This window comes from Neobacillus sp. FSL H8-0543 (genome assembly GCF_038592905.1).
In the GTDB taxonomy this organism is placed as follows: Bacteria; Bacillota; Bacilli; order Bacillales; family Cytobacillaceae; genus Neobacillus.
In genome coordinates, this window is the sequence record NZ_CP151943.1 from 2,475,598 (window position 1) to 2,495,000 (window position 19,403).

The window sequence follows — 19,403 nt, forward strand, 5'->3', positions numbered from 1 at the left end:
AAACTATCATGTTTCATTTTCACTATAAAGATATTTTTATGTCTATGCTAAACTTTTCTGTTGATTTCAGCTCCAGGCGCTTCGCTCCAATCAACAGAGTTATATTGACTTTGTTTTAAAATACCATTTCCAAAAGAGACGGAAGGCAAAAAAAAAACCATCCCTTTGATGGTTTAAAGTGATTCTTCTTGACCAAGCATTTCTAAAATCCGTTCTAAATCCTCTTTTGAGAAAAACTCAATTTCAATTTTCCCCTTGTTTTTGGATTGTTTAATGTTCACCGTTGTTCCAAAACGCTCACGGAGGGAATGTTCACGTTCTTGTAAAAAGATATCCTTTTTCTTCTCCGACTTTTTTGTTTCACGTGGAACATTTTCGTTCATTTGTTGAATCAATTTTTCTAACTGACGGACATTTAATGCTTCATTAATTACTTTATCAACCATTAAAGGCAGTTTGGCTTTTTGACGGAGACCTAATAATGCCCGACCATGTCCCATTGAAATTTTACCATTTGAAATTAACTCTTGGATTTTCACAGGAAGTGAGAGTAAGCGGATATGATTGGCTACATGTGGGCGGCTTTTTCCTAAACGTTTGGCTACTTCCTCTTGTGTAAGCTTTAACTTTTCCATTAGTGTCTGGTAAGCTAGTCCCTCTTCAATCGGGTTTAAATCCTCTCTTTGGAGATTTTCCAATACTGCCAATTCCATCATTTGCTGCTCAGATAACTCTCTGACTACGGCAGGAATTGACTTTAGCCCTGCCTCTTTTGTTGCGCGGAAACGTCTTTCCCCCACCACAATTTCATAGCCCTTAATACTTTTTCTAACAACGATTGGCTGCAGAATCCCATGCTCCAGGATTGACTCCTTTAATTCGTTGATGGACTCTTGTTCGAAGGTTTTCCGTGGCTGGTAGGGGTTGGGACGCAATTCTTTTATATTTATCTCTTGGACTGTCTCTTCCTTTGCAGCTTCGATATTATTAAAAAATGCGTTCAATCCTTTCTTACCTAAACCTTTAGCCATTAGAGACCACTTCCTTTGCTAAATCTAAATATACTTCTGCCCCACGAGATCTGGAATCATAGGTAATGATTGGTTCCCCATGGCTTGGAGCCTCACTTAGACGCACGTTTCTTGGAATAATGGTTTTGTAAACCTTGTCCTGAAAGTATTTTTTCACTTCTTCAATCACTTGAATGCCTAAGTTTGTCCGTGCATCAAGCATCGTTAATAAAACACCTTCTATTTTCAAGTCTTGATTTAAGTGTTTTTGAACGAGGCGTACCGTATTTAACAATTGACTCAAACCCTCTAAGGCATAATACTCGCATTGGACGGGTATTAATACTGAGTCTGATGCTGTTAGGGCATTTAGAGTCAATAGGCCTAATGATGGAGGACAATCGATAATAATATAGTCAAACTGATCCTTAACTTCTCCAAGAGCGCGCTTTAAGCGAACCTCCCTAGAAATAGTTGGTACTAGTTCAATTTCCGCCCCCGCTAGTTGGATGGTAGCAGGAATTACATATAAATTTTCAACAGCTGTCGGTTTAATCACCACTTTTGCTTCTATATCATCTACCAAGACATCATAAATGCACTGGTCTACATCGGCCTTTTCCACACCAAGCCCGCTCGTTGCATTTCCTTGGGGATCAATGTCTACTAATAGCACTTTTTTCCCTATGTATGCTAAGCAGGCACCCAGGTTGACAGAGGTCGTTGTTTTACCGACTCCGCCCTTTTGATTCGCGATTGCAATGGTTTTGCCCACGATGTCACCTACCCTAATTATTTGTTTAGCGAAAGCTGCCTAGGTATGGCACTCCCGCTATCTTTTTTCAAATCTATCATCTAAAATTCTATCAGAATGAACAATTAAACTAGCTAACTTTGCTAAAAATCCAAGTAAAGAAAATTTCCATGCTATCTATTTTATCATGAAACGGAACGATTGTTATTTTTTTTCTAAAAATTAAAGGGAATAGGTTTGGTTATTAGTTCCCTAATGTTTGATAAACATAAAAAATAAGAACCAAACGGTTAAGTTAGTTTGGTTCTTTCTGAGTATTATTTACTTTTTCTTTGGTATTTTAATGGTAAATTGGTAGAATTCTTCAAATTCCTCTTCCTGGGCATCAAGATTAATTCCACTATCAGATACCATTGATAAAGATTGCCTGATTGTATTTACAGCTATTCTCATATCTTTGCTGAAGGCTTTCCTTTTGGGCTTCGGTTTCTTATTCTTTTGCTCTAGTAAGCGAACGACTCTATCCTCTGTCTGCTTTACATTTAAATTCTTCTCAATGATCTCTTCTAATAACATGACTTGTTTCTCAGGGTCCTTAAGAGGAATAAGCGAACGCGCATGGCGTTCAGTAATTACCTTATTTAATAATGACTCCTGAATTTGTTGCGGCAGCTTTAGAAGTCTAAGCTTATTTGCTACGGTAGATTGCCCTTTACCAAGCCGCTGTGCAAGAGCCTCTTGTGTTAAATTATGAAGTTCCAGTAATTTCCCATAAGCGATTGCTTCTTCAATCGGCGATAACTCTTCACGCTGAAGATTCTCTATTAAGGCAACAGAAGCTGTTTCAGTATCTGAGTAACTTTTGATTATCGCTGGTGCCTCATCCCAGCCTAGCTTTTTCATAGCACGCCAGCGGCGCTCTCCAGCAATAATTTCATAGCTTCCTTCAAACTGTCTGACAACAATTGGCTGAATGATTCCATGAGTGTGAATGGTTCTTGACAATTCTTCTATTTTTGCATCGTCAAATACGGTTCGAGGCTGAAAACGGTTTGGAACAATACTATCAATCGGTATTTTTGTTATTTCATCATTTCTTTCTAATTCCGTTTCCATTTCTAACTCTTCTTCAAGTTCAACCTTTTGATCTCCTTTTTCGCCGAGGCCAAAAAAGCGTGAAAACGAATTCTTCATCCCCAACACCACCTTTACGAAACTCCCTATTACTTATTCGCTATCTGAATAATATCTTCCTGCTAAACCATTAATAATAAACAAATTATCTTACCTATCAAAATCCTCAACGTTATGATAATTTCCCTAGAAATTACCTACTCTATTGGTGATTTCCCCGGAGTACCCGGTTTACGGGGATATTTTTTTGGTGTTTGCTTTTCCTTCTTAATCACTAAAATATTTCGTTCGCTTTCTTCCATTGGTAAGGAAAACGTATACTTCTCCTCTAATTTTCCTCCAAGAGTCGTAATTGCCTTTTTACCAACTGCTAATTCTTCATTTGCATGTGCTGCCTTCATTGCAATAAAATGGCCACCTACTTTTACGAGCGGTAAGCATAGCTCACTCAAGACAGACATCCTGGCAACGGCTCTGGCCGTGACGATATCATAGGTCTCTCGATGCTTCGGGTTTACCCCAAACGTCTCCGCTCGGTCATGGATAAAATGGACGTTTTCTAAGTTTAAGACATTTGCAAGATGATTTAAAAAAGATATACGCTTATTTAATGAGTCAACTATTGTTACTTCCAATTGAGGGAAAACTATTTTTAACGGAATACTTGGAAACCCCGCACCTGCTCCGACATCACATATACTTACAGGCTTTGTGAAGTCAAAATGAAAAGCAGCAGAAATAGAATCATAAAAGTGTTTTAAATAAACCTCAGCTTTATCAGTTATCGCTGTTAAGTTCATCTTTTCATTCCACTCGACCAAGGTTTGATAGTATGTTTCAAATTGTTCCAGCTGTTCAACGGTAAGGGTGATTCCCTGTACAAGCAGCAGTCCCTTGAATTGTTCAATGTTCATCGGCAAAACTTCCTCACTGATTTTCTTTAGCAACTTATTCAGCTGATACTCTGGCAATCTTACCCTGTTCCAGATACACAAGAAGAATGGAAACATCCGCTGGATTGACGCCGGAAACACGGGATGCTTGGGCAATCGATAATGGTTTGATTAGCTTCAAGCGCTGCCTGGCTTCTGTAGCTAACCCTGAAACCTTGTCATAATCAATATTATCAGGGATTTTTTTATTCTCCATTTTCTTTAGACGTTCTACCTGCTGCAGGGACTTCTCAATATAACCCTCATATTTAACCTGAATTTCAATCTGTTCTTTTACATCTGGATCTAATTCCACTTCACTTGGTAAGATGCGTTCTAGTAATTCATAATTCATTTCCGTTCTCTTTAATAAATCAGCTGCACGAATACCGTCTTTTAGTTCGCTCCCGCCAATGCTCTGAATAAGCTCTTGAACTTCTTTCGCAGGCTTTATAAAGGTGGATTGAAGTCTAGCCTTTTCTTTTTCAACGGCTTCTTTCTTTGCTAAAAATTTTTCATAACGCCCTTCTTTAATTAAACCAATTTGATGTCCAATTTCAGTTAAGCGCAAATCAGCATTATCATGACGTAAAAGAAGGCGGTATTCGGCTCTTGAGGTTAACAAGCGATATGGTTCGCTTGTTCCCTTTGTTATTAAATCATCAATAAGTACACCGATATAGGCATCGGACCGACTCAGAACTAGCGGATCCTTACCCATTATATTTAAAGCAGCATTAATTCCAGCCATTAAACCTTGAGCCGCTGCTTCTTCATAACCAGAAGTCCCATTAATTTGCCCAGCAGTAAATAAGTTTTTGACAATCTTTGTTTCAAGTGTTAACCAAAGCTGCGTTGGAATGATTACATCATATTCAATCGCATAACCAGGCCTCATCATTTGGGCATTTTCTAACCCTTCAACTGAATTGATTAATTTTTGCTGGATCTCTTCTGGTAAGCTTGTTGATAGCCCCTGAATATATACTTCTTGAGTATTCCTTCCTTCTGGTTCAAGGAATATTTGATGGCGTGGTTTGTCATTGAAGCGAACCACCTTATCCTCAATCGATGGGCAATAGCGCGCACCAGTTCCTTTAACCATCCCAGAATACATCGGCGAACGGTGAAGATTCTCATCAATTAGCTGATGTGTCTTTTCATTGGTATACGTAAGCCAGCATGGAAGCTGGTCAGTAATAAACTTGGTCGTTTCATAAGAAAAAGCCCTCGGTTCCATATCTCCTGGCTGAATCTCCGTTTTACTATAATCAATTGAATGACTGTTTACTCTTGGTGGTGTCCCCGTTTTAAAGCGCACTAACTCAAAACCAAGCTCTTCAAGCTGTTCAGACAATCGAATCGAAGGCATTTGATTATTTGGTCCGCTTGAATATTTCAATTCACCCAAAATCACTTCACCCCGCAGGAAAGTGCCCGTGGTGATCACGACTGCTTTTGCCCGAAAAATGGCACCGGTTTTCGTAATTACTCCCTTACAAATACCATCCTCAACAATTAATTCCTCAACCATACCCTGGAGTAAAGTTAGATTCGGTTCCCTCTCAAGTGTATATTTCATTTCATGCTGATAGGCAAACTTATCAGACTGTGCCCTGAGTGCACGAACAGCTGGACCCTTTCCGGTGTTCAGCATCCTCATTTGGATATAGGTTTTATCAACATTCTTAGCCATTTCACCACCAAGTGCGTCAATCTCACGCACAACAATCCCTTTCGCCGGACCGCCGACAGATGGATTACATGGCATAAAGGCAACCATATCCAAGTTTATGGTAATCATTAATGTTTTTGCGCCAATGCGGGCCGCCGCGAGGCCTGCTTCACAACCTGCATGACCTGCACCGATGACAATGACGTCGAAATTACCTGCTTCGTATTGCATCACTTACCTCCAATTCTAAATACCCTTACTTTTTCTATACTATTTAACGCCCTATTTTCCTAAACAAAATTGTGAGAATAGCTGATCGATGAGACTTTCATGAACACTCTCACCAATAATTTCACCAAGCAATTCCCATGCACGCGTTAAGTCTATTTGTACGATATCAATCGGCGTCCCGTTTTCAACATTTTCCAGTGCTTCCTCAATTGTGTTTAGGCTTTGGCCTAGCAAGGCAATATGGCGACTATTCGATACATACGTTAAATCACCCGTTTCGATCGTACCTGAGAAGAATAGGGAAGCAATTGCTTCTTCAAGCTCTTCTACACCACGGTCTTCAAGTAGAGAGGTGGTAACTAATTTATGATTAGCTGCCAATTTTTTTACCTGTTCTAAATTAATTTGCTGCTGGAGGTCCGTTTTATTAACAATGACGATGACATCCATTCCCTTTACAACTTCAAAAAGTTTTTCATCCTCTTGTGTTAATTGTTCCGCATAATTCAATACTAATAAAATTAAATCAGCTTCATTTAACACCTGCCGCGACCTTTCTACACCGATTCGTTCAACAATATCTTCTGTTTCACGAATACCAGCGGTGTCTAACAATCGGAGTGGTACCCCTCGAACATTGACATATTCCTCGATAACATCACGGGTAGTCCCTGGAATATCCGTGACAATTGCTTTATTTTCATGAACAAGGCTGTTAAGTAACGAAGATTTGCCGACATTTGGACGGCCAACGATCGCTGTAGAAAGACCTTCACGCAAAATCTTTCCTTGCTGAGAGGTTTGTAACAGCTTTTTGATTTCCTCCCGAATATAAAGAGCCTTTTCTGTCAGCATTTTATGTGTCATTTCTTCGACATCGTCATATTCTGGATAATCTATATTCACTTCGACATGGGCCAAAATCTCTAATATTTCCTGACGTAAGCCACGAATAAGTTTTGATAAGCGGCCTTCCATTTGTCCAAGTGCTACATTCATTGCACGGTCTGTTTTTGCTCTAATTAAATCCATTACCGCCTCTGCTTGCGATAAATCTATCCTTCCATTTAAAAAGGCACGTTTCGTAAATTCCCCCGGCTCGGCTAATCTGGCGCCAAAGGAGAGAACATGCTGCAAAACTCGATTGACTGACACAATTCCACCGTGACAGTTGATTTCGACAACATCTTCTTTCGTAAAAGTCTTCGGACCCTTCATTACTGACACCATTACCTCTTCAATTACCTCTTCTGTCTTTGGATCGAGCAAATGCCCATAGTGTATCGTATGGGTTGCTACTTCCATTAGCCTTTTACCGCTAATGCTTCGAAAGATTCGGTCGGCAATTTTAATGGAATCATCGCCGCTTAATCGTACAATCGCAATCGCTCCCTCACCCATCGGCGTCGATATGGCAGCTATCGTATCAAATTCCATCACCTTCACCCACTCTTTAAAAAATTGATCTATTTAAAAATCGTAATATGTTTTTGCTCCAAATTATTAGAATACCACATGATTTTGTTCGTGAAAAATCATTTGTTACTTATCCACATATAATTAATGTCCACGTATTATTTTAACTTATCCACATGTGAATAACAATAAAACAAACGAATTCAAATAATTGTTATAAATAATGTTGTTCTTGTTGATTGGATCATTCAACATTAAAATTTATAATGGCAAAAAAAACACCCAACTATTTAAGTTGGATGCCTTTGGAGTTTTTTCTATTCTATTTTCTAGCGCCAGCTGCGACTGGCTTTCCTGGGGAAATGACGATATAGCGATGCGGGTCAGATCCGTCAGAAAAGGTTTTTACTCGCTTATTATCAGATAAAGCAGTATGAATAACTTTACGCTCATATGATGGCATGGGTTCTAGTGCAACATCTTTCCCAGATTTTAATGCCTTTTGGGCTAGACGATGTGCTAGTTGAATCAGTGTTTCATTTCTCCGATTTCGGTAATCTTCAGCATCTAAAATAACCGTTAAGTATTGATTAGAAAATCGATTTAATACTAATTGGGTTAAATATTGAAGTGAATTTAATGTCTGGCCTCTTTTTCCAATTAATAATGCAATTTTTTCTCCAGTCATAACGAAAAGAACTTGTTTGCCATCTCGTTTGATTTCTATTTCAACTGGTGCACCCATTTTTTCAGTAACTTGGATGAGGAATTTTTTTGCCTCTTCAATCGGATCAATAATTACTGAAACCTTTACGATTGCTGGACGAGAACCAAATATCCCGAATAACCCTTTTTTGCCTTCATCAATAATCGATACATCTGTGCGGTCTTCTGTTGTCTTTAATTGAGCTAAAGCTGATTTTACTGCTTCTTCGACAGTTTGTCCTGTAGCAGTTACTTGTTTCACTTTTTTGCTCCTCCCGCTTTACCGGTATCCGAAACCTTCCTCAAATCCGGGCCTTTAATGAAATATGTTTGAACAATCATGAAAATATTACCAACTACCCAATACAATGAAAGAGCTGCTGGGAAACTAAACGCAAAAACAACAATCATGATTGGCATCATCCAAAGCATCATCGCCATTTGCGGGTTATGCTCCTGACCAGCCATCATTAGCTTTTGCTGGATAAAGGTTGTAATACCAGCAACGATTGGTAAAATAAAATATGGATCCTTTTCACCAAGATCAAACCAAAGGAAGTTTTGTTCAGCAATTTCCCGTGTTCTTGAAATTGCATGATAAAAACCGATTAAAATTGGCATTTGAACTATTAAAGGAAAACAGCCTGCCATTGGATTTACGCCATGCTTTTGAAATAAAGCCATTGTTTCTTGCTGCAATTTTTGCTGTGTTTTTTGATCTTTAGAGCTGTACTTCTCACGAAGTGCTTTCATTTCAGGCTGCAGAGCCTGCATTGCCTTTGAACTTCTCGTTTGCTTAATCATAAGCGGTAACATAACTAATCGAATTAAGATTGTAACCACAATTAGCGATAAACCAAAGCTGCCGCCAAGAATTTCAGCACCTTTAACGATCAGCCATGATAGCGGATAAACAATATACTCATTCCAAAAACCTGTACTTTCAGCATTAATCGGTTTGGTAATTTCTGTACACCCTGCTAAGAACAAAACAACAGAAAGGATGCCGAGCATTAGTAATATTCTTTTTTTCAACCGAGTTTTCCTCCTTGAAAAATATATATATCCTACAATTAATGAATTTTATGTACTCATCTACACTTGATTCATTTCACATAGGTATTTTACCATCTTCTATAATAGCTTGTCTTTAATATTTTTTACTCAATACCTTACCAACCTTAAGAACATGGGTTAAACTCTTTTTTACATCGAAAAAACCCATTTCTGCAACAGGCTTTCTAGCAATAATTACGTAATCATTACCCTTGCTTATTTGATCGGATAACTCCAAAATTGCTTGTTTTATGTATCTTTTTATTTGGTTCCTCGTAACAGCATTTCCTACCTTCTTGCTTACTGAAAGACCGATTCGAAAATACTCCTGATCCTTTTTTGCTAAGGCATAGACAACAAATTGGCGATTGGCAAAGGACTGCCCTTTTTGGAATGATTCTTGAAACTCTTTATTCTTTTTTATCCGCTGCTCTTTTCTCATAAAACACCTTCAGTCCTGGCTGGATCCATCTAAGTATAACAATTTCTACTATAACCTCAAATTAGATTTCATAATCGAATCGAATCAATTTTTCTTTTATAAAATAATCATCACGATCGGAAAACAATTGCTTCATTCCGATCGTGATGGTAATTTCGACTCAGCCGCTAATTGAAAAAAAAGACCACTGAGACGTTTCAGTGGCCTAAGCTGATAATACTTTTCTTCCCTTTAGACGACGGCGAGCTAAAACTTTACGTCCTGAAGCCGTGCTCATACGACTACGGAAACCGTGAACTTTACTGTGCTTACGTGTTTTAGGTTGATATGTTCTTTTCATTTATATGACACCTCCCTGAGGAATAACTCTCAAATTGAACGACAGTCTTAATTATTATAAAGACGTTGACCCATAATTGTCAACCATCCTTCTAATATTATCCCGCCTCTTCATTTTTTCTTGCAAGTAAACTTTTTCCCCTGAAGATTTTTAGTTTGAACCTGCAATAAATTTTACTGTGGATAATTTTTCGACATTTTTTTTACTCTCACACAAGATGTTGACAGGTTTTACACAAAAACACTACTTGTGGACAAGTTTAACTAACTGATTGTGTCAGTTGTGGATAAACTTAGAAAAGGCATTGCACCTCTTACGATTATTTGATATTATATTTGTGTTTTCACTCTGAATAACTTCGTTCCGGTTTTTACATTATCCACAGATTGTGGATAACATGTGGACAAGTTATTATAGTATACTGCAGAAACTTGTCCACAAGAGGTGGATATTGTCGAAACTCCACTTTACTTCCTATCATATGTTTTCCACAACCAGTGTTTCGTATATTTATAAATTAATAGGTTGTACACCTTGTACAACATAGGTTTTAACGGAACTTCTAACTATTGGCTGCTGAGGATGTTGCGGGGATACTTCGCCATTCTTTGTGAAAAAATATATTTATTATTTGGAGTAAGACAGACATCATTTTCAGGAACGTGTTCATTTATAGAGGAAGTAGTACAAAATAGATAATAAAGGAGGGACAACCATTGGAGAATATTGCGGATTTATGGAATGCAGCGCTAGCCAACATCGAGAAAAAGATTAGCAAGCCTAGTTATGACACCTGGCTTAAGTCCACCAAAGCTCATTCTCTTCAAGGCAATTTGCTCGTTGTTACCGCTCCAAATGAATTTGCACGTGATTGGCTGGAGGAACGTTACTCCCAGTTAATTTCAGGCATACTCTATGACATCACTGGAGAAGAGCTATCTGTAAAGTTTATTATTCCGCAAAATCAAAAAGAAATAGAACAGGACATGCCAAATCGTCCAAAAAAGGAAAAAAAAGATGAGCATCATGAATTCTCGCCAAATATTTTGAATCCAAAATATACCTTTGATTCCTTTGTCATTGGATCTGGGAACCGTTTTGCTCATGCTGCATCTCTTGCTGTAGCTGAGGCGCCGGCGAAAGCCTACAACCCTTTATTCATTTATGGGGGTGTGGGCCTAGGAAAAACTCATTTAATGCATGCCATTGGCCATTATGTCATTGACCATAACCCTTCAGCTAAAGTGGTTTATTTATCTTCAGAGAAGTTTACAAACGAATTTATCAATTCAATTCGAGATAATAAAGCAATTGAATTTCGCAATAAATATCGTAATGTTGATGTACTGCTTATTGATGATATTCAATTCTTAGCGGGAAAAGAATCAACTCAAGAGGAATTTTTCCATACCTTTAATACCTTGCATGAGGAAAGCAAGCAGATCATTATCTCAAGTGACCGTCCGCCACGGGAAATTCCTACCCTGGAGGATCGTCTGCGTTCACGCTTTGAATGGGGATTAATTACTGATATTACTCCACCAGATTTAGAAACCAGAATTGCCATTCTTAGAAAAAAAGCACGGGCGGAAGGATTAGATATCCCGAACGAAGTGATGCTTTATATTGCCAACCAAATTGATTCAAATATTCGAGAACTTGAAGGGGCATTAATTCGTGTCGTTGCCTATTCATCGTTAATTAATAAAGATATTAATGCGGATTTAGCTGCTGAAGCATTAAAGGATATAATTCCTAGTTCAAAGCCAAAAGTGATTACCATCCTTGATATCCAAAGGACAGTAGGCGAACACTTTAATATAAAACTAGAGGATTTCAAAGCGAAAAAGCGAACGAAATCTGTTGCCTATCCGAGGCAAATAGCTATGTACTTATCCCGAGAATTAACGGACTTTTCTTTGCCGAAAATTGGCGAAGAGTTTGGGGGCCGTGATCATACGACAGTCATCCATGCTCATGAAAAAATATCAAGGCTTTTAAATTCAGATGTTCAGCTCCAAAGGCAAATGAAAGAGATAAATGAACTGTTGAAAGTTTAGTTTCCCTGTGCATAACTCTTGTCCGTTTATACACAGTCTGTCCACATGTGGATAGACTGTGTTTCCATTAGAAAAACTAAGTTATCCACATACTAACAGGCCCTACTAGTACTTCTACTATATTTTAAAAAAATAATATTATATGCTAGCACAATTTATTTATACCTAATTGAATTAAAAATTTGCTTTTTACGGAGGATTATTCGATGCGATTTATTATTCAACGAGACCGTCTCGTTCAAAGTGTTCAAGAAGTTATGAAGGCTGTGACTTCAAGAACGACGATTCCTATTTTAACGGGGATTAAAATTACAGCTACAAACGAAGGGGTAACTTTAACAGGCAGTGATTCTGATATTTCGATTGAATCCTTTATTCCTAAAGAGGAAGCTGGGGATGAAATTGTTGAAATCAAACAAACAGGATCTATTGTCCTACAAGCTAAGTTCTTTAGTGAAATCGTTAAAAAGCTTCCTACTGATTCAGTAGAAATTGAAGTACTCAATCACTTACAAACCGTTATTCGCTCAGGAAAATCGGAATTCAACTTAAACGGTCTTGATGCAGAGGAGTACCCTCACCTTCCGCAGATTGAAGAAAATAATAAGTTTCATATTGCAACCGACCTGTTAAAAACCATGATCCGCCAGACATTTTTTGCCGTTTCCACTTCTGAAACACGCCCCATCTTGACAGGTGTAAACTGGAAGGTTGAAAAAGGTGAGTTAACCTGTATTGCAACAGATAGCCATCGTCTTGCACTCCGGAAGGCAAAGATTGAAACAGAACTTGCCGATACGTATAATGTGGTCATTCCAGGTAAGAGTTTGAACGAGTTAAGTAAGATTATTGATGATTCGAATGATCTAATCGATATCGTCATTACAGAAAATCAAATTTTATTTAAAGCGAAGCACTTATTATTTTTCTCTAGATTGTTAGAAGGTAACTATCCTGATACCTCAAGATTAATTCCGTCTGAAAGTAAAACAGACATTACTGTTAATACAAAAGATTTTCTTCATGCGATTGACCGTGCCTCTCTACTAGCTCGTGAAGGCAGAAACAATGTCGTAAAGTTTTCAACGATTGAAGCTGGCGTCATTGAAATTTCTTCAAATACTCCTGAGGTTGGAAAAGTAGTTGAAGAAATTCAAAGCCAATCCATTGATGGGGAAGATTTAAAAATTTCCTTTAGTGCAAAGTACATGATGGATGCTTTAAAAGCACTAGAAGGAACCGACATTAAGATTAGCTTTACTGGTGCGATGCGGCCCTTCCTTATTCGTCCCCTTCACGATGAAACAACTTTGCAATTGATCTTGCCTGTCAGAACGTATTAAGCCTAAAAAAAGTCACCAATGAATGGTGACTTTCTTTATTTTTTTAGTTTTCTTTGTAACTAAGAGAGTTTTTTAGTAAAATAAAGTATTGAGTCCATTTTAGAAATGAGTGATAAACGGTGCCAGAAAAAATTAAGCTAAATACTGAGTTTATTACATTAGGACAATTCCTCAAATTAGCTGAAGTCATTCAGACTGGTGGAATGGCTAAATGGTTTTTAAGTGAAAATGATATTTTTATAAATGGCGAACAGGATCAAAGAAGAGGCAGAAAGCTTCGTGCTGGGGATAATGTTTCAATACCCGGCTTTGGTGAGTTTGTAATTACCGAGTAACTTAAGGGATGTTGTTCTCATGTATATCGAGCAATTAGCTTTAAAAAATTACCGGAACTATGACAGCGTATCAATTGAATTTGAAAATAAAGTAAATGTGATTTTAGGTGAAAATGCCCAAGGTAAAACAAATGTGATGGAATCCATTTATGTTTTAGCTATGGCTAAATCCCACCGAACGACAAATGATAAAGACCTCATACGTTGGGACCAAGAGTATGCTAAAATAGATGGTAGGATTCAAAAACAACATAGTTCCCTGCCTTTACAGCTAATCATTTCAAAAAAAGGTAAAAAGGCAAAATTTAATCATATAGAACAACGGAAATTGAGCCAATATGTTGGAAATATGAACGTGGTAATGTTTGCGCCAGAGGATTTAAATCTAGTAAAAGGCAGTCCACAGGTAAGAAGACGTTTTATTGATATGGAAATAGGCCAGGTTTCGCCAATATACTTACATGATATGAGCCAATATCAAAAAATACTTCAACAACGCAATCATTTTTTAAAAATGATGCAGATAAAAAAGCAAACGGACCAAACCATGCTCGAAATACTTACCGAGCAATTTATTGACATGTCCGTTAAGATTGTTAAGAAGAGATTTGAATTCCTCAGACTGCTTCAGAAATGGGCAGAACCGATACATAATGGGATATCACGAGGGATTGAACAATTAGAAATAACCTATAAACCATCTGTGGATGTATTAGAAGATCAAGAATTGTCGAAAATGAAATTAAGTTTCGAGGAAAAATTTAATAAATTAAGAATAAGAGAAATCGAACGGGGAACCACCCTATTCGGCCCCCACAGAGACGATCTGCAATTTCTTGTAAATGGCAGGGATGTTCAAACGTTTGGTTCACAAGGTCAGCAACGAACAACAGCCCTTTCTGTTAAGCTTGCCGAAATTGAACTCATTCATTCTGAAATTCGCGAATATCCCATTTTACTGCTGGATGATGTCTTATCTGAATTAGATGATTACCGTCAGTCACATTTATTAAATACCATTCAAGGCAGAGTCCAAACCTTTGTCACCACAACAAGCGTTGATGGAATTCATCATCAAACACTAAAAGAAGCTTCGATGTTTGAAGTCGTTTCCGGCCAAATTGAGAAAGTAAATTGAGGTGGGCGTGTGTATATTCATATCGGGGAAGATTTAAATATCAGGGCAAAGGATATTATCGCTATCCTTGATAAAGAATGTGTGAATTCTTCAGAATTAGTAGAGGAATTCTTAAAACATCATGGGGAAAGGTTAATTAACCTTTCAAAAAACCCCTTTAAATCGGTCGTTATAACTTATGATAAAGTATTCTTATCCCCAATTTCTTCCGGAACTTTAAAGAGACGGTCAAGTCAAAAGTATATCCAAGAATGTTGATATAATAGTTTTATTTTAAAAATATAGAGTATTTTTTTGATGAAAGTGCGGGTGAAGTAAATTGACAATGGAACAAAATATAGTCCATGAAGATTATGGTGCAGATCAAATACAGGTTTTAGAGGGACTTGAAGCTGTTAGAAAAAGACCAGGTATGTATATTGGTTCAACAAGCGGGAAAGGGCTTCATCACCTTGTTTGGGAAATTGTAGATAACAGTATTGACGAGGCTTTAGCGGGCTATAGCGACGAAATTAATGTTATTATCGAAGCAGATAATGGGATTACGGTTAAGGATAATGGGCGTGGTATTCCTGTTGGTATTCATGAAAAAACTGGTAGACCTGCTCTTGAAGTAATCATGACGGTTCTCCATGCCGGAGGAAAATTCGGTGGCGGCGGGTACAAAGTTTCCGGCGGACTTCATGGTGTTGGGGCTTCAGTTGTTAATGCCCTTTCCTCTGTTCTTGAGGTATATGTTCACAGGGATGGCAATGTTCACTATCAAAAGTTTGAACGCGGCGTACCAGCAGCCGATATAAAGATTATTGGCACAACTGAAAAAACAGGTACAATTACCCACTTTAAGCCAGATTATCAAATATTTACAGAAACCTTAGAGTTTGAATATGAAGTATTAGCTACTCGCCTTCGTGAGCTCGCCTTCCTTAATCGAGGAATTAAAATCACGATTGAAGATAAACGTGTCGAAAACAAACAAAATGAATACTACTATGAAGGCGGAATTAAATCGTATGTTGAACATTTAAACCGCACAAAAGAAGTCATTCATGACGAGCCGATTTTTCTTGAGGGTGAACGTGATGGGATCTCTATTGAAGTAGCACTCCAATATAATGAGGGCTATACAGAAAGCATCTACTCCTTTGCCAATAACATCCACACCTATGAAGGCGGAACGCATGAATCAGGCTTTAAGACTGGCTTAACGAGAGTAATAAATGATTATGCAAGAAAAAATGGAATTATTAAAGAGAATGATACAAACCTTTCTGGTGAGGATGTCCGTGAAGGAATCACTGCGATTGTTTCGATCAAACACCCGAACCCACAATTTGAAGGGCAAACAAAAACAAAGCTAGGCAATTCTGAGGTAAGAACGATAACGGATTCCCTCTTCTCCAGTCATTTCGACAAATTCCTTTTGGAAAACCCAACGGTTGCCAAAAAAGTTGTTGAAAAAGGCTTAATGGCAGCAAGAGCAAGGTTGGCTGCTAAAAAAGCTAGAGAATTGACACGCCGTAAAAGCGCCTTGGAAGTATCAAGCTTACCTGGGAAATTAGCCGATTGTTCTTCTAAAGACCCTTCAATAAGTGAGATGTATATCGTAGAGGGAGACTCTGCAGGAGGTTCTGCCAAGCAAGGCAGGGATCGCCATTTCCAGGCAATCCTTCCTTTAAGGGGAAAAATCCTTAATGTTGAGAAGGCTCGTTTGGATAGAATTCTCTCTAACAATGAAGTTAGGGCAATGATTACAGCTATCGGAACAGGAATTGGCGAAGAATTTGATATATCAAAGGCCCGTTATCATAAAATTGTTATTATGACGGATGCCGATGTGGATGGCGCACATATTCGGACACTTCTCCTGACATTCTTTTACCGTTATATGAGAAAGATTATAGAAGCGGGTTATGTTTATATTGCCCAGCCACCATTATATAAAGTTCAACAAGGTAAAAAAATAGCCTATGCATATGATCAAAAAGAGCTAGATCAAATATTTGCTGAACTGCCGAGTAGTCCAAAACCAAATATTCAACGTTATAAAGGTTTGGGAGAGATGAATCCTGAACAATTATGGGAAACAACAATGGATCCTGATTCTAGAACGATGCTCCAGGTTAGTTTAACAGATGCGATTGAAGCAGATGAAACCTTTGAAATGCTAATGGGTGACAAGGTAGAACCAAGGCGTAACTTCATCGATGCAAATGCACAATATGTACAGAACCTAGACGTGTAAAAAATAGGATAAAAAGGGTAGAGGGGTGACCACTATCCTCCTTTTTTCGTTTACCTTAAACCGTGGTAATCATTGAAGGCTAAGCGTCACCCTAAATAGGAGGTCCGAAGATGGCTGATACACCAAATCCTCAAGTGAAAGAGATTAATATTAGTCAGGAAATGAGAACTTCCTTTCTTGACTATGCGATGAGTGTTATTGTTTCGCGTGCCCTTCCAGATGTCAGGGATGGCTTAAAACCAGTTCATCGCCGTATTCTATATGCTTTGCATGATTTAGGAATTCATGCGGACAAACCATATAAAAAGTCTGCACGTATCGTTGGTGATGTAATCGGTAAATATCACCCCCATGGGGATGTTGCCGTATATGAAACGATGGTACGGATGGCACAGGATTTTAACTATCGTTATATGCTTGTTGACGGTCATGGGAATTTTGGATCAGTAGATGGTGACTCCGCAGCAGCAATGCGTTATACAGAGTCTAGAATGTCCAAAATTTCTATGGAATTATTAAGAGATATTAATAAAGATACAATTGATTTTCAGGATAACTATGATGGTGAGGAAAGAGAGCCTTCGGTTATGCCAGCAAGATTCCCTAACCTATTAGTTAATGGTTCTATGGGTATTGCAGTTGGTATGGCTACCAATATCCCGCCACATCAACTTGGCGAGATTATTGATGGCGTATTAGCCGTTAGTCATGACCCAGATATTACGATTCAAGAGTTAATGGAAATTATTCCTGGACCTGATTTCCCTACTGGAGGGATCATCGTTGGCCGAAGTGGTATTCGTAAAGCTTACGAAACGGGCCGAGGGTCAATAACAATACGGGGAAAGGTTGTTATTGAACAAAAGTCAAATGGTAAAGAAGTTATTATTGTAAATGAGCTTCCTTACCAAGTAAATAAGGCTAGGTTGGTTGAAAAAATTGCTGAACTGGCCCGCGATAAAAAACTCGAAGGTATAACAGACCTACGAGATGAATCAGATCGTAAGGGGATGCGCATAGTCATCGAGGTTCGAAAAGATGCGAATGCCAATGTCCTCTTAAATAATCTATATAAACAAACGGCTATACAAACAAGTTTTGGGATAAATACATTAGCACTTGTTAATGGCCAGCCCAAAGTTTTAAATCTTAAGCAATGTTTAGTCTATTATTTAGACCATCAAGTTGTGGTTATTCGCAGAAGAACAGAATTTGAGTTGCGGAAAGCGGAAGCACGGGCACATATCTTGGACGGCTTAAGGATTGCACTAGATAATCTTGATGCAGTCATTAGATTAATTCGAAGCTCACGGACAACAGATGTTGCGCGTGAGGGCTTAATGACTCAATTTAATCTTTCTGAAAAGCAAGCCCAAGCGATTCTCGATATGCGTTTACAACGCTTAACTGGGTTAGAAAGAGAAAAAATTGAAGAAGAATATCAAAACTTAGTAGCGCTTATTGCAGAGTTAAAGGCAATCTTAGCTGATAATGAAAAAGTACTTGAAATTATCCGCGAGGAATTATTAGAGGTGAAGGAACGCTTTAATGATAAGCGCCGTACGGAAATCGTTACTGGCGGAATCGAGAATATTGAAGATGAGGACCTTATTCCTCGCGAAAACATCGTTATTACCTTAACTCATAATGGGTATATCAAACGTTTGCCGGTTTCTACTTATCGTGCACAAAAACGAGGTGGACGAGGAATCCAAGGAATGGGAACAAACGATGATGATTTCGTTGAACATCTAATTACTCCTTCAACCCACGATACCATTCTTTTCTTTACTAACAAAGGAAAGGTTTATCGGGCAAAAGGCTACGAAGTTCCTGAGTATAGCCGGACTGCTAAAGGATTGCCAATCATCAATCTCCTTGGAGTTGAAAAGGGAGAATGGGTAAATGCGATTATTCCAGTTGATGAGTTTGTTGATGATTGGTACCTATTCTTTACAACAAAAGAAGGTATTTCAAAGCGTTCACCATTAACGTCATTTGCACATATCAGAAATAATGGCTTAATTGCATTAAATCTCCGTGAAGAGGATGAACTCATATCCGTACGTCTAACAGATGGAACGAAGGATATCATTATTGGAACGAAGAAAGGTATGCTAATCCGTTTCCCTGAAACAGATGTAAGATCGATGGGAAGAACGGCAACAGGCGTCAAAGGGATTACGTTAGGCCATGATGATGAGGTTGTAGGTATGGAAGTACTAGAAGTAGATAATGACATACTTATTGTTACAAAGAACGGTTATGGTAAACGGACACCAGCCACAGAATATCGTATCCAAGGTAGAGGTGGTAAAGGTATTAAAACCTGCCATATTACTGAAAAAAATGGTGATCTTGTATCGGTAAGAGCTGTTACGGGTGAAGAGGATATAATGCTTATTACCACTGGTGGTGTTCTTATCCGTACCGATGTAGGTGGTATTTCCACGATGGGCCGAAATACACGCGGTGTAAAACTCATCAATATAAAAGAAGATGACAATGACCATGAATATGTGGCAACTGTTGCTAAAGTAGAAAAAGAAGAAATAACTGAAGAAGCCAATATTATTAATGAGTTACC

Annotated in this window: 17 protein-coding genes (1 of these 17 running past the window's edge); 7 read left to right on the plus strand and 10 right to left on the minus strand. The window is 38.2% G+C overall.

All coding sequences use genetic code 11. The annotated features are described in order from the left end of the window. Nucleotides 1–173 precede the first annotated feature (173 nt). The 10 genes from NSS81_RS12145 to rpmH all read right to left on the minus strand — a co-directional run bounded on the left by NSS81_RS12145 (nt 174) and on the right by rpmH (nt 9,695). Nucleotides 174–1,031 (minus strand): ParB/RepB/Spo0J family partition protein, encoded by an 858-nt coding sequence (locus NSS81_RS12145; protein ID WP_342433748.1) that lies wholly within the window; start codon nt 1,029–1,031, stop codon nt 174–176. Continuing rightward, on the minus strand, nt 1,024–1,785 hold the full coding sequence (locus NSS81_RS12150; protein WP_342433749.1) for an AAA family ATPase: 762 nt from the start codon (nt 1,783–1,785) through the stop codon (nt 1,024–1,026). Before NSS81_RS12150 ends, NSS81_RS12145 begins: the two co-directional genes overlap by 8 nt. A 300-nt stretch (nt 1,786–2,085) precedes the next feature. Beyond that, nucleotides 2,086–2,958 (minus strand): nucleoid occlusion protein, encoded by an 873-nt coding sequence (gene noc / locus NSS81_RS12155; protein ID WP_342433750.1) that lies wholly within the window; start codon nt 2,956–2,958, stop codon nt 2,086–2,088. Between the two features lie 137 nt (nt 2,959–3,095). After that, on the minus strand, nt 3,096–3,812 hold the full coding sequence (rsmG, locus tag NSS81_RS12160; protein ID WP_342433751.1) for a 16S rRNA (guanine(527)-N(7))-methyltransferase RsmG: 717 nt from the start codon (nt 3,810–3,812) through the stop codon (nt 3,096–3,098). A 34-nt stretch (nt 3,813–3,846) separates the two neighbouring features. Further along, entirely contained in the window at nt 3,847–5,736 is a 1,890-nt protein-coding gene (gene mnmG, locus NSS81_RS12165) for a tRNA uridine-5-carboxymethylaminomethyl(34) synthesis enzyme MnmG (RefSeq protein ID WP_342433752.1), read from the minus strand. Nucleotides 5,737–5,787: 51 nt separating this feature from the next. Then, the gene (gene mnmE, locus NSS81_RS12170; RefSeq protein ID WP_342433753.1) at nt 5,788–7,173 is read right to left on the minus strand and encodes a tRNA uridine-5-carboxymethylaminomethyl(34) synthesis GTPase MnmE; all 1,386 of its coding nucleotides are present in this window, start codon (nt 7,171–7,173) and stop codon (nt 5,788–5,790) included. Between the two features lie 301 nt (nt 7,174–7,474). Continuing rightward, nucleotides 7,475–8,119: an RNA-binding cell elongation regulator Jag/EloR gene (jag, locus tag NSS81_RS12175; protein WP_342433754.1), complete on the minus strand. Its 645-nt coding sequence runs from the start codon at nt 8,117–8,119 to the stop codon at nt 7,475–7,477. After that, complete coding sequence (gene spoIIIJ, locus NSS81_RS12180; RefSeq protein WP_342433755.1) at nt 8,116–8,892, minus strand: YidC family membrane integrase SpoIIIJ; 777 nt, start codon at nt 8,890–8,892, stop codon at nt 8,116–8,118. The genes jag and spoIIIJ overlap by 4 nt, the downstream gene beginning before the upstream one ends. A gap of 115 nt (nt 8,893–9,007) precedes the next feature. Next, nucleotides 9,008–9,355 (minus strand): ribonuclease P protein component, encoded by a 348-nt coding sequence (rnpA, locus tag NSS81_RS12185; protein WP_342433756.1) that lies wholly within the window; start codon nt 9,353–9,355, stop codon nt 9,008–9,010. 205 nt (nt 9,356–9,560) lie between these two features. After that, on the minus strand, nt 9,561–9,695 hold the full coding sequence (rpmH, locus tag NSS81_RS12190) for a 50S ribosomal protein L34 (RefSeq protein WP_342433757.1): 135 nt from the start codon (nt 9,693–9,695) through the stop codon (nt 9,561–9,563). A gap of 716 nt (nt 9,696–10,411) precedes the next feature. Here rpmH and dnaA point away from each other — a divergent pair. The 7 genes from dnaA to gyrA all read left to right on the plus strand — a co-directional run. Continuing rightward, on the plus strand, nt 10,412–11,755 hold the full coding sequence (dnaA, locus tag NSS81_RS12195; protein WP_342433758.1) for a chromosomal replication initiator protein DnaA: 1,344 nt from the start codon (nt 10,412–10,414) through the stop codon (nt 11,753–11,755). A 206-nt stretch (nt 11,756–11,961) separates the two neighbouring features. Next, nucleotides 11,962–13,098: a DNA polymerase III subunit beta gene (gene dnaN / locus NSS81_RS12200; RefSeq protein ID WP_342433759.1), complete on the plus strand. Its 1,137-nt coding sequence runs from the start codon at nt 11,962–11,964 to the stop codon at nt 13,096–13,098. Between the two features lie 119 nt (nt 13,099–13,217). Further along, nucleotides 13,218–13,433, plus strand: coding sequence for a S4 domain-containing protein YaaA (yaaA, locus tag NSS81_RS12205; protein ID WP_342433760.1), 216 nt, complete (start codon nt 13,218–13,220; stop codon nt 13,431–13,433). 19 nt (nt 13,434–13,452) lie between these two features. Next, on the plus strand, nt 13,453–14,571 hold the full coding sequence (gene recF / locus NSS81_RS12210; RefSeq protein WP_342433761.1) for a DNA replication/repair protein RecF: 1,119 nt from the start codon (nt 13,453–13,455) through the stop codon (nt 14,569–14,571). Nucleotides 14,572–14,580: 9 nt separating this feature from the next. After that, nucleotides 14,581–14,829, plus strand: coding sequence for an extracellular matrix/biofilm biosynthesis regulator RemA family protein (locus NSS81_RS12215; protein ID WP_342433762.1), 249 nt, complete (start codon nt 14,581–14,583; stop codon nt 14,827–14,829). Nucleotides 14,830–14,896: 67 nt separating this feature from the next. After that, nucleotides 14,897–16,816: a DNA topoisomerase (ATP-hydrolyzing) subunit B gene (gene gyrB, locus NSS81_RS12220; RefSeq protein WP_342433763.1), complete on the plus strand. Its 1,920-nt coding sequence runs from the start codon at nt 14,897–14,899 to the stop codon at nt 16,814–16,816. Between the two features lie 110 nt (nt 16,817–16,926). Then, nucleotides 16,927–19,403 carry the 5' portion of a DNA gyrase subunit A gene (gene gyrA / locus NSS81_RS12225; protein ID WP_342433764.1) on the plus strand. The gene runs 79 nt beyond the window's last position, so only the first 2,477 of its 2,556 coding nucleotides appear in the window; its start codon is at nt 16,927–16,929; its stop codon lies beyond the right edge, outside the window.

Coding starts and splice junctions, on each gene's coding strand:
- NSS81_RS12145 (WP_342433748.1), bottom strand. CDS start 1,031: ATGGCTAAAGGTTTAGGTAAGAAAGGATTGAACGCATTTTTTAATAAT.
- noc (WP_342433750.1), bottom strand. CDS start 2,958: ATGAAGAATTCGTTTTCACGCTTTTTTGGCCTCGGCGAAAAAGGAGAT.
- rsmG (WP_342433751.1), bottom strand. CDS start 3,812: ATGAACATTGAACAATTCAAGGGACTGCTGCTTGTACAGGGAATCACC.
- mnmG (WP_342433752.1), bottom strand. CDS start 5,736: ATGCAATACGAAGCAGGTAATTTCGACGTCATTGTCATCGGTGCAGGT.
- mnmE (WP_342433753.1), bottom strand. CDS start 7,173: ATGGAATTTGATACGATAGCTGCCATATCGACGCCGATGGGTGAGGGA.
- rnpA (WP_342433756.1), bottom strand. CDS start 9,355: ATGAGAAAAGAGCAGCGGATAAAAAAGAATAAAGAGTTTCAAGAATCA.
- rpmH (WP_342433757.1), bottom strand. CDS start 9,695: ATGAAAAGAACATATCAACCTAAAACACGTAAGCACAGTAAAGTTCAC.
- dnaN (WP_342433759.1), top strand. CDS start 11,962: ATGCGATTTATTATTCAACGAGACCGTCTCGTTCAAAGTGTTCAAGAA.
- recF (WP_342433761.1), top strand. CDS start 13,453: ATGTATATCGAGCAATTAGCTTTAAAAAATTACCGGAACTATGACAGC.
- gyrB (WP_342433763.1), top strand. CDS start 14,897: ATGGAACAAAATATAGTCCATGAAGATTATGGTGCAGATCAAATACAG.